The organism is Psychrobacter sp. TPE 89C (assembly GCF_055522395.1).
Genome location: NZ_JBVFXW010000068.1, coordinates 1 through 11,929 on the forward strand (window position 1 = coordinate 1; position 11,929 = coordinate 11,929).

At 36.2% G+C, this 11,929-nt stretch carries 7 protein-coding genes; all 7 read right to left on the reverse strand.

The features are described 5' to 3' along the window. Nucleotides 1–193: 193 nt before the first annotated feature. The 7 genes from ACZW67_RS13415 to ACZW67_RS13445 all read right to left on the reverse strand — a co-directional run bounded on the left by ACZW67_RS13415 (nucleotide 194) and on the right by ACZW67_RS13445 (nucleotide 11,758). On the reverse strand, nucleotides 194–1,036 hold the full coding sequence (locus ACZW67_RS13415) for a hypothetical protein (protein ID WP_465183668.1): 843 nt from the start codon (nucleotides 1,034–1,036) through the stop codon (nucleotides 194–196). Nucleotides 1,037–1,159: 123 nt separating this feature from the next. Further along, nucleotides 1,160–2,200: a tetratricopeptide repeat protein gene (locus ACZW67_RS13420; protein ID WP_465183669.1), complete on the reverse strand. Its 1,041-nt coding sequence runs from the start codon at nucleotides 2,198–2,200 to the stop codon at nucleotides 1,160–1,162. Between the two features lie 68 nt (nucleotides 2,201–2,268). After that, nucleotides 2,269–3,312 carry a hypothetical protein gene (locus tag ACZW67_RS13425; protein WP_465183670.1) on the reverse strand — a complete coding sequence of 348 codons (1,044 nt, stop codon included), beginning with the start codon at nucleotides 3,310–3,312 and terminating at the stop codon, nucleotides 2,269–2,271. Next, the gene (locus ACZW67_RS13430) at nucleotides 3,312–4,817 is read right to left on the reverse strand and encodes a hypothetical protein (protein ID WP_465183671.1); all 1,506 of its coding nucleotides are present in this window, start codon (nucleotides 4,815–4,817) and stop codon (nucleotides 3,312–3,314) included. The genes ACZW67_RS13425 and ACZW67_RS13430 overlap by 1 nt, the downstream gene beginning before the upstream one ends. Further along, nucleotides 4,817–5,932 (reverse strand): hypothetical protein, encoded by a 1,116-nt coding sequence (locus ACZW67_RS13435; protein ID WP_465183672.1) that lies wholly within the window; start codon nucleotides 5,930–5,932, stop codon nucleotides 4,817–4,819. Before ACZW67_RS13435 ends, ACZW67_RS13430 begins: the two co-directional genes overlap by 1 nt. Before the next feature lie 9 nt (nucleotides 5,933–5,941). Beyond that, nucleotides 5,942–11,128 carry a tubulin-like doman-containing protein gene (locus tag ACZW67_RS13440; protein ID WP_465183673.1) on the reverse strand — a complete coding sequence of 1,729 codons (5,187 nt, stop codon included), beginning with the start codon at nucleotides 11,126–11,128 and terminating at the stop codon, nucleotides 5,942–5,944. Nucleotides 11,129–11,230: 102 nt separating this feature from the next. Beyond that, nucleotides 11,231–11,758, reverse strand: coding sequence for a hypothetical protein (locus ACZW67_RS13445; protein ID WP_465183674.1), 528 nt, complete (start codon nucleotides 11,756–11,758; stop codon nucleotides 11,231–11,233). Between the last annotated feature and the right edge of the window lie 171 nt (nucleotides 11,759–11,929).

Consider the following 11,929-nt stretch of genomic DNA (forward strand, 5'->3'; position numbering starts at 1 on the left):
AAGCTAAGTTTCTACGCCAAGGTTGGATGGAAAATAATTTACCAAAACTGTTTCATGATATGGGATGTACTTCTTTTATCTTGGATTGACTATACCATAAACCATCAGCATTGAATGGCAGCCTCTAAAAACTGTTGCTTTTACGAATTTTTCAATATAAATATAGAAATTTATAGCACTCTCATCAATTCAATTAGCTACCACCAAGTAACTTACCTATTATAGACATAACGCCTAAAGCCAACAATACATATGCTATAACTTTAAACGCTTCGGATCCTTGCTTGTTATTAACAATAACAACATCGTTCTGTGAAATTACAACTTCCTGATCCTCTTCTATTCTATTAGCTAAAAACCCACTTGGAACTTCTTCTTCCACAAAAATATTATTTAATTTAGGTATAATGGGTGTTGAATATTCATTAATATCTAACTCAGGATTAGCCTTTTTACTATTCGCCTCTAAGACTGCTTTGCTGCTATTTCTTTTTTTGTTGAGCACCGAATGCCATTGGTTGTTTACTTCCTGCTTTACGACTCCACAAAAGTATTCAAAATCAGAATAATTCACCTTGCCTACGTTTAGAGGTATACTAGAAGCACTTTCCATCTCCTGTGAAGCCCAAATTCTGAAAAATATTAAATTATTACTTACTTGATAATCTTCAATACTTTGATCTTCAGCTAGTCTGATAAATGCATCTAAATGTTCTTTTGAGTTATTTTTAAAGCATACAAAAATCTGCCTAACTTCATCCTTGTTAATATTTCTGTTATAACTATTTTCTAGATTTATAGAATAATATTTATTGAGTGTAAAACCATCTACAAGGCAGTCTTTTCTCAGCTTTTTAGTGACCTCTTTTTCATCTACTATGTCTAACGCATAATTTTCTGGATTAATTTTACTAAAGTCAAAATAATTCAGTTCAACATCAGGATCATCCATTAAATGATGCTGAATGAAAACTCCGTACTCAATATTTAAGTTATCAGCCAACGCTGGCACGTACAATAATAAATTAAATCTCATTAATAACTAATCCTTAATTAACTATAGCGACTACAATACAGTATTTCTATCTAATAAAATTAAAGCCGATTTCATTCTAAAATCACGATTTATGTTTATTAATTATAAAGCAATAAAATAATATCAGTAATTTAAGCGATCACGTGCTTCAATTGCATCACTCTCGCCAAGCTTTGCCGATTCACTGTACCAGTATTTAGCTTGTTCGATATCAAATTCCAATCCGTCGCCATTTTCATAGCGTTTTCCTATGACGTACATCGCTCTTTTATGTCCAAGTTGTGCTGATTCCATTAACAACCTAACCCCTTCTGACTCGTTCTTTGCTATGCCACCTGTACCATTCAGCGTATATGCTGCAACCGCATATATTGCCGAAGCACTATTTAGTTTAGCTGCTCTCATGTACCACTGGGCTGAGGTTTCTAAATCTTTATCAACTCCCTGACCTATACTGTATAAATAAGCTAAATTGGTCATAGCACGAGGATATTCGGCTTGAGCAGCATAGCTATGCCACATTACAGCGTTGTCAAGATCTTGATCGACACCTAAACCTTCTCTATATATCCAAGCTAACTGATTCATAGCTCCAGGATGCTGTTGATTGGCAGCTTGTAAAAGCCAATCTCTAGACTGCTCATAACGTTGTACCTGATAGTAATACACACCCAGTAAAAACATAGCATTGACATTTTGATTATCAGCTAATGTTTCAAGGCTTTCAATTGAATTATAGTCAAAACCAAAACTATCTAGCCACTCTTGAAATATATCTATGTCTCTAGATTGGTTTTTTACGTTTACAATGGTGCTAGCTAGTAGAATTGGTGCATAGGGATTACCACTTTCATCAAGTAGACTTTGATACATCTCTAGCCGTTGCATATCATTTGGATAACGCTCATCAACTGCAGCTAGCTGATCAACCCATTCAATATTCTGCTCATCTATTACACTACTGTCTACCCCTTCCATATCTGCTTCAGCGTCATCCACTGCTTGCGATACTTCTGGTTCACCAATGTCATATAGTTCATCTGACTCAGTATCATCGTAGTAGGCCTCATCGTAGTATGGGTCAGAATCAAAAGCTCCTGAGGCGATGATCATGAGTAAAATACCTGTAAAACTCATTAATGTGTATTGAAAGTTTTTATTCATTTAAATTAAGCCATATTACATTATATATGATTTTATACGATATGATAAAAGAGAGAAGCTTAGTTTTATTAATCTAAAGCTAATACTTCCAAAATCTCACTATCGCTGTATTTAATTTTATGCCACTGCTTATGCGTCCAAACCTTATCCAAGCTGGTTGGTCGCTGTATACAATAACCAATACCATTTTTACTGGATTTTTGAACAATACTCAGTACCATCGTATGTCTAGGTGGATTATTATCTCTGACCATATTACTTACACCCTGACCACTGGTCCAAAATACTATCTCGTATTCGGTGCTTATCTTATTTATTAGACTTTCAGGAAGCTTATCAATCAGCTCATTCTTTCCATGTGCTCTTTGCCATTCATTGAAACCTTCTTCCAGATCTTTTAAGTCTTGTTTTGAGAACACCTTTAAACTTAGGTCATTATTATTACTGCTTAGCTCATTATTATTTTTAGTATACTTCTCATTAGTTGTATATATATCTGTCAAAGATTCCTCATTACTAGGATATGTATCAAAATTCAGCTCAATATTACTTAGCTCAATAGCAACGTCTTTGACTTGCAAGTCGTAAATATAGGGTTCTGGCTCTCCTTTATTTTTCTGATTAAATAAATCAAGCAAAGCTGTCAAACTATTTATATTTATAGCATTATCTTCTAGTACTTCAAAATCCTCTGATGGTATTTGCGGATACAATTGCAAAAAAAACTTATTTTCCTTTTTAGTTACTATATTCTTGATTTCACTTAGTGGATACAAAACTTCAAGATATACCATTTCTTGCTTTGCGATTGTCCAAAAATAAATGTGTGAGAGCTTCTTTCGAGTTTCCAAAAGTCTTTTAACATTTAAAAAACAACAGCTTAGCAGGCTCAAATTACATTTAATTGAGATATCTGTATTATTAAGATCAACAGGTTCTCGTTCATAAGAAATCTCAAGCCAACTAAGATTCTGATTATTAGCTTTTAGAATATCTATGACTTCCAAAGTACCATCTGAATCTTCGAGTATCAGACTATACTCGAATTTTTGGTCACTCATTTTTTCTGTAGTGGACAGTCGAAAAACCACCCATGCATCTTCTTTCATCATTAGCTAGGATCGCAGATTAGGTTGATATCGATACTGCGTGGATATAAGTTTTCGATATGTTGTTTGGACTTATTTGCCAGACTTGATATTAACTGACTATACTGAAAAGTCTTATCAACTAAGTTAGTGCAATCAGATTCTGAAGTGCAGACATCTCGCTCGATAGAGTATTGTGTATAATAGTCTGTATTTATAGCAGTGCTATCAGCAGCATATTGCAAGGTAAAGATTTGAGAGATTTTTTGTGCATCTTCCATCCCAGAGCTAATACCGATACATGCTTTTTGAGCATCGACGATAGGAATAGTTAGATAGTCTTCAACTACCTCTAATGAAGCTGGTGCTTTTGGCTTGATGCTATAACCGCTTTGTATTGGTAAGTTTAATCTGAGCGTACTACCAGTTTTTGAGCGAAATAGTGGGCCATCAGGACAAATTTTGTCACGGTTAGTCTTTGAGTTTGGATAAGGATAAAAAACAATACTATCATTTTCACCCCAGCTTATATCATAGCAATTTTTTTGTTCATCACTCAGCGAACTATTGGCATCAAATGCACCAACATAAGGTTTATTATCTGTCATAGAGAGGTCCAAAATATTTTTTGGACTTATCATAGGTGCAGGTGAGCTAAATGAGTCGTAGCTTTTTGCTTCATTTGTCAACAGTCGTAACTGCGGTAAAAATTCAGCTTGAGCGATAACACTATTTGGATATTCATTCTGAGCCTTAATCAGATTCTGCTGAATTTTTTCTATTTGCTCAGCATCGGCCCGCTGTTTAGCTAACCAAAAAAAGTGAAGATGCTTTTGTGTTTGCTCTAACATTTTGGTCGCATTATTTACTGTATAGTAAGTACCTACAAACGGAGAGCGCACTGATAACAAACCATTAGACAGCGATGATCCTTTATTTTCTGACGTTACGTACGTACCAAGAAAAGCATCATATTGACTCTCGAAAACTGTTCTTTCAGTAGGTAAAAAGTGCATGTCAGATAAAATAGCTACAGAGCGCTGTTGTAGTTCTGGCTGTTCTCGGTAATCTTGGAGGATGAGGCCTAACTGAGTGTACTGACCATTGAGTTCACATTTACCTTGCATCAACTGATTTTCAAATTCTTCAAATGGAATGTATCTCGCTTTATTAGCAGATTCATCTTGCATGAATACTAATATTCTATCGTCTGACCGACGTACAGCTTGGATAGCTTGTACCAGCTTAGTGATAGGAATAGCATGCTCGGTTACGCCTAAATCTGCATTAAAATAACCGCACATACTTGCTGAGCCATCGATAATATAGTCAATTGCTGAGGTATTACTTTTTACAGACGGCAGCACGTCTAAGTTCAAAGCTGGCATTACGTCTGGCTTTGTACTTTTGGTCGCTACTGGCGTTTCAGCTTTTACCACTTCTTCAGGCTGATCGCTACAACCGCTTAGAAGACTCAGTAACAATGCTGCACTTAAACCATAAGCATATTTTGATTGATAATATTTCATTAATTAGCCTCCAAAGGTTCGCCAGTTAGCTTTAGTGTTCCATTGGCTTTTTCGACAGCATACCAAGCTTTATTGTCCCATAGCGATGACATCGAGTTAGGCTTTATATAACAATATGCATAGCCTTTGTTATCGTTTTTGATAAGGCTGATGACAGCAGTATGCATAGTATTTTTGGTACTCTCAACAGAATCCAAACCACTGCCTTGCCCCCAAAGTTCTATCGTATAATGTAGGTGCTTAAGTTTCTTGTTAATGTCTTCAGGTATTAAGTCATCGACCTTGGTATTGCCACGATTGGTTTTTAACCAATTTTCAAAGATGTTGGCTAATTGACAACGATCTGACTCATTTAAGTCTTCAATCCTTGCTGCTTCAGGTGTAATGAGTGACGGCATCGAGGATAAGTCACTCGCATCCGTATTTACACTAGCAAGGCTACTTTGCTGTCCTTCAACTGTATTGTTCGAACTCTCAATTATAGATTTTAGCTGTATATTATGGTTTTCTAACCTTTTTAACTGAATAGAATTCTTAGCAGTCTGTCCCTTTAAAAAATCATTTTCGTCGGATAACTCTTGGTTTTCATTCTTCAGGTTATTAAACTTACTTAGTAATAAAAAACCACCGCCAAGTAGTAGCAATAATAATCCACCGCCTCCTAACAAATATTCTAAACTCATTAATGTTGGACTTTTTTCAGCTTTTTTATTATCTGCTGCAATACTTTGAGTTTTGATTTGAGTGCTCTCAGAAGCTCGCTCTTCCACTTCTTCCAAAGCACTAGTAGCTGAGCGTACTTCCTTCGGACTAATAGGAATAGCAGAACTATCGCTACTACTTTCCTGATTTTCTATTTCGTCTTCGCGATTGCCCTTACCATTATCGTCATTATCTGGCTTAACATTTACATTCGAATTTCCCGAATCATTGCTTAATAAATTAACCTTTAAATCAGAAGTTTCTGAATATACTGGTTTTTCCAAATCATTAAAATCTTCAGCAGCTGATACTGATAGCGGTAGCAATGAACCTAAAATCATAGACGATACGAGCATCGCTTTAAGTGGTGTCTTAAGCGATAGCGATTGACTGCTACAGATAACTTTTTTCATTATATTTCCTTAATTATCTTGTAGTTTTTGAGTCATGGCTAAATAGAAGTTCCAATGGTCTGTACCGCTACCCGAACCTGTCAAATACATAGCATTCACATCATAAAAACGCTCGTTACCATATTTATTATTGGTAAATAAATATGCCACTTCTTTACTATTACTCCAGTATTTTTGCGTATAGGGAAACAGCTCATGTAGTACAGGAAGTAGATGCTCTTCATCTTGCAAATTTTCGTTGAGACGTGGACTTGAAGCGTCTTTATCATACTCAACTAATATTGGGTTAGCGCTTTGATTCTTATCAAACATATTTGATGGATATAGTATTTTTGGATTATCCAACACGCTACTGATTCTATGATTGAACATCTCATCAGCGATACTGCCAGCGCCATCACGAATCATATGCTCTTTACTATTTTCGCTATAAGCGACCTTTAGTGCTATCTCATCACTGTTAGAATCATTAGCGAATACACTGTTCCAAACTGCAGGTGCGTAATGACCTTCACTAAATGAAGGGTGTTGATGAGTAACATGACTAAAGTAAGGACTAAGCTTAAACCCATTACCTTGCAAGACAATATTGAGCTTTTGATTCTTTAAACCATTCACCGACTCAAACCCTGCTTGCTGTAGCAGTAGCTTTATTTTTACAAAGATATACTCATAAATACTTTCAAAGAACATTTCAGCGACTTTCGAAACGGGACGTGGATCGCCATTGATGTTGTCAACAATACGAATACCATTACGAATTTGCAGCTTCAATGCTGAGCCTAATAAGGTGCTGTTCTTAGTAGAGTTTTCATTTGATTTAGACTTATTCCAATTAAGATGTTCACGAATTGGACTCTTTTCAGACTCTAATAGTGATGCCATCAAATCATTGCCCGCCCATTTAATACTACTAGAATACTTTAAACTTTCCGTCTTATTTTCATTTACATATGAAAGTTTAATATCTATATCAGTGGTACCACCACCCATATCTACGATGACATAGGATTCATTAGGATTGATCATGGACATCTGTAACGCAGCATCAGTTTCTGAGACCTCTATTACCTTATCTTTAAGCGTAGTCACTCCAGTTTGCACACCTAACTTACTTAGTATTTTTTCTACTTCTTCAGCATAAGTATTGGCAAACGTCGTATTCTGGAATGTAAAAGCATCGGGACGTGTCACATAAGCATAATCTATGCTTGTAACACCAGAGTATCTGAGACGTGCCAGAACCCCTATCATCATTTGTTCTATATAAGTAGCTCGTAGCTGATTAGACAACTGATAGTTGGAACCACTGGTCTCTTGTGGCCATTTAATATTGCCATAGATAACTTGAATATCATCTATTTGCAGTAATCTATCAAAGAATCCTAGACGTTCACTATCAGAGCTTGTAAATCCATAAAAATCACTACAAAAAGGGGTGAAAATAGGGGCATTTAAATTAACGCCATTGACCACAGTATATTTTTTATCGGTATTATCTTTCATAGTTCTTAGCTGAACAGAGCTCTGATTATTACCGTCGATGCTTACACGTGTACTGAGACCTAGTAATATCTCACTAGGAATAGTATAGCTATCCATTTGACTAACATTAGCTTGACGCTGTAGATAATAAGCACTACGGTTTTTTAACCAATTATCTTTACCTTTTTCATCGTCTGTTTCTGAGTAAACCAGCCATTCCATTCTTGGACTATCAGCAGTATTAGCCAGATTTAGGTTTTCACGTTTGATTTGACCTTGCTCGTTATACGCCATAGCCATACAAGTATTAGAAGTACCAAAATCTAGACCAATACATTTAATATGACTATTACCGGATTTTAGATCGTCCGTCAATATGATTGGCTGAGTGGCAATTATTGTGTCACCACAAGACAGCTCTATTACTGCAGGTACAAAATCAATTTTAATCGGAATAGCGTCGAATCCGAAGATTTCCGAATGCTGTAGATCATGAGAGTATATCGTGATCATCATTTTCTCTGAACCTAATGCCGTCTGTAGCTTATTAGCTAGGTCTTGATAAACGTTACGTTTTTCGATATCTACCGATATAAAGTAGTAATTCCAGCCTTCTGCTTTAAAGTTTGGCCATACGCCAACACCGAATGCTAAATCATAAGGAGTAATAGCAATAATAGGCTGCGTAGCATCAGCGCCTTGTTTAAAATCCATCCAGCCTAATTCTGGTACATATAATTTAGTATATTGTATCGAGCATTCATTATTGCTCTCTCCATTGAATTTCACTCGAGTATGTGCTGACTCACCATCGTCTTTGGACAGGTGCTCTAGCACTGCAGGCTCTAGCCAATACTCTTTTCTAACAGGTAAGAACTGCTGAATATTGACAATATTGCCATTATTATCAGGTAATTTATCTAGCATAATTACCCGTGGGTTCTGAATCAAATACCCACTGATGTTCACGATCGATTTCGATGTTCCAATCTCATCAAGCGTTACGACATTACGACAGCCTAGCTCAAGCGGAGTACGTAAAGCTGCTACTATATTGTTAGTAGTCGGTTGAGGAAGATCCGTCAATATACCTGTTAGTGCCGTCAATAATAAATTTTCATTCGCATTTTCACTACTGTTTTTACGGGTTCTTAATCTAGATCTCAATGCATTCAGCTGTGAGGCAAAGAACTTATCTAATGACGTAGTTTTGTTATTGTCCCCATCCGATTTTCTAGAAAATAAATCTGCATATCTATAACGTAGACTCGGTAATTGCATGTTTTGTAATAAATTAGCAAAGAAATCTTGAGCTGTATTGTTTGCTGCTAGACACCAATAATATCCATTCCATAAAAACAGTGGAGTGCGTTCTGCATCATTTGTAACGATCATTCCTAGCTGACTATCAGACCAACTTTGGGTAAGAAGCTCGCGCTTCAACCAGCGATGGTAGGCGTTGTTGCCATCCAATGGAATAGAGGTATAGGCAACCTCTGTCGCCCCACTAATTAATAGCCAAAAAGCTGCCTCGATGACACGTTGAGCATACAAGTATAGACCTATCTCAGTACTTTGAAATTTATTTGAGCTGATTTTATAGTAAGCAGTATTGTAATTTTCTAATAACTGCGAAACAGTGACATCGTTTTGAATCTGAAGTCGCCATTTTTGAAGTAGAAAAGATGCCAAAATATTTGGTACGCCTTGAGAGATGCGTTCGTCTAATTTAATCACGTTAATTAGGTTGGCTGTGGTAGAAGTCGGATGTAATGCATCTAACCAATGTAAAGTTTTAGGATGCTCAATGTCCATAATATCTAATGTGGCAACATCACCTGCTAGCTGTAAGCTCCAATCCATCGCCCCATAGTTAGTGATTTCACCTTTTTGTTGCTGCATTTGTAGTTGAACTTGGCTGATCGACTGAGCGGTATCAAATGTATTGCGGAACTCGGAGAACTTCTCTCCAAATTCTTCACTGGGTTTGACATATTTATTTAGGTTTTTGAATATCGAGCTGGCGATATTGCTGGCTAGATAGGCATACTTGCTTGTGTCATTAATGCTCTGTTCAATAATGGTATTAATTTTTGCCTGTAATGTTGTATCAATACTGCCTTCATCACTCAAGAGCGTGCTTTCTAAGATCTTCAGGGCACAAGACTGCCATAACTCATCTTTTTCAAAACCAGTTTGATCATTTGCACCTACCAATTGTGACCATAGTGAATTGGCGTTTCCTGCACTACTAATATTATGATATGGTCTAAATTCTGGAATTATTCCAGAAGCATTTTGATTGTCATAGTCATGTTTACTCAACCACTTTAGAGTGTCTTGGTATTGTTTTTGTTCAAACATCAAAGCATCTTTCAAGTTAGTTGCAACGACTTTTGGTACAAAGGTAACTGACTTTAATCCTAACCAAGCTTTTTTGCTTTCTAAGCTAATTCCAAATTTCTCACGAATTTCATTTAGTAATTTTTTTACTGTGCTGTACTGTGGTGCTGAATCACCTAACACTGCATGGTTAATTCCACCTTCAGAATAATCATTTAAAACTTCTATAAATGCTTGGATAACCAATACAGTCAACGCATTTTTTACTAACAACATCCACAGACTAACGAAATCCTTACCTTTAGTAAAATCTTTAAAATGCAAGGATTTAGACGTATGAGGATGGAAATGCCCTTGTTGAATCTCATGAGATAATTGACTCATGGGCATGAAAAGCTCATTGGTATCGAAATGCCTTGCAAAGCTATGTTGAACTGCATTGGCAGCGAGTAAGTTGACTACATGAGTATGTTCCGGCTGATCAAAATCACCAGCGCTTGGTCTCTGGATATCTTGCCACATACTGCCAGATTGAATAAAAATTGAGCTTACTGCGTTATTACTATTAGATTGCAATTCATACTGGAAGTTTCTCAATGCAAAGGCGGTATTGCGTTTTAACTTTCCAACATCAAAAGCACTTCCTGTAGACCCATCTTCACCAGGTTTGAGTTGAAACCATGGTAAGGTTGCTACGGTTGCCAAATTTATAGTTCGCCCAGAGCTTGAGCTATTGACAATCTCGTTAAATGTACGTGCTAAAGTAGGAATAATACCACTACCTGTACCACCAAATACCGAACCAACAATGACAATATTACAATCTGTTGTATTAATCCCTGTCACATCATCATCAAATAAAGAGAAGAACTCTTTTTGCAGCAATTGCTTATTATTAGTATCGATCTTGCCACTTCCGTCAAGAACGCGTCCAAGCTTTTCACCAAAAATAGTTGATCCTACTTTTGGGTTGGCATGCATACCTTCAGAGACTTTAATGTTGAGATCTTGCTCATAAAAGAAAGCTTTAATTTCTTCTGTAGTATTACTTTTCTGAGCTAGCAATACATTCTTGACGGTCAAATCACTATTTGTGGATAAGTTTTGGCTATATGGTCGAATAATATCGAAGTTGGCTTCTTTCGTTTTGCTACCTATACCTCTATGACGCAAATAGTCATGAAGACTCTGAATGTCTGGTACCAGCTGACTTCTTCTGTTGGCAATTTGCTGAGACTGAGCATCAGCATCAATAATATAAACATGAGGAACATCTGTCGATCCAGCATTACCCAGCGCCAACAAACGTAAGTACGCATGGATAATATGCTGACCTGAACCACCAACTCCAATTAGAACATTTGACACGACAAACTCCTGCAGAATTCAGACAACGAATATTTTATGATATTTTAGGATTAAGGTTTTTTAGCTCAGTAGTTTTGACACATTAAGAAAATTGTCACTAAACTATCTACTATGGCTATATAAGAATTTAGCGGTGACAAGTAAGTAGATTAATATGCTGATAATACTGACCACGATGACGCTTACTATTAGATTTCCTAAAAATAGAGGAGTAGTAAAGGGTAAGAACTTAGTGAGTAAAACAGATTTGATATTCATGCAAACTTGGATGTTCAAAGGATCTGATATGACTGCATAGATATTAGGTTTTATACAAGAAGCAGCAGATTGCTTGAGCAGAATATTTGGCAAGATGAACAAAAGTGCAGATAATCCTGCAGCATATATTCCGTAGATTACTTTCGCACGTTTAACCATCATTCGCGGATTTTTTCGGTTGCGATGAAACATGATAGCTGCGAATACGACACCTACGAAAATCGAAAGAAAAGTAATAGCTACGTAAAAAACTAACTGACCAGTTTGTTTATATGCAGGGGCTAATTCATTCATTTCTAAAACCATAAAACCGCTTATGAGTGCTGCAATCAAACCTACTATAGCTACTGCTTTCATTATCGAATTATTCATAGAGCTCTCATTGTGATAGATATTGTTATACAAAATATCGGATAATAAGGAAATTAAATACTATGCTTGGAACTTATGTTTATTTAGCACAACTAAATATCATTTGATAAAAAACTATATTTCCAGTTTGATAGAAAATTGCTTACTAAAATTATTAACAATTTTATAACT

What these genes read in the sequence shown, in the direction of transcription:
- ACZW67_RS13435 (WP_465183672.1), bottom strand. Translation starts at nt 5,932, where the DNA reads ATGAAAAAAGTTATCTGTAGCAGTCAATCGCTATCGCTTAAGACACCA.
- ACZW67_RS13445 (WP_465183674.1), bottom strand. Translation starts at nt 11,758, where the DNA reads ATGAATAATTCGATAATGAAAGCAGTAGCTATAGTAGGTTTGATTGCA.
- ACZW67_RS13425 (WP_465183670.1), bottom strand. Translation starts at nt 3,312, where the DNA reads ATGATGAAAGAAGATGCATGGGTGGTTTTTCGACTGTCCACTACAGAA.
- ACZW67_RS13420 (WP_465183669.1), bottom strand. Translation starts at nt 2,200, where the DNA reads ATGAATAAAAACTTTCAATACACATTAATGAGTTTTACAGGTATTTTA.
- ACZW67_RS13415 (WP_465183668.1), bottom strand. Translation starts at nt 1,036, where the DNA reads ATGAGATTTAATTTATTATTGTACGTGCCAGCGTTGGCTGATAACTTA.
- ACZW67_RS13430 (WP_465183671.1), bottom strand. Translation starts at nt 4,817, where the DNA reads ATGAAATATTATCAATCAAAATATGCTTATGGTTTAAGTGCAGCATTG.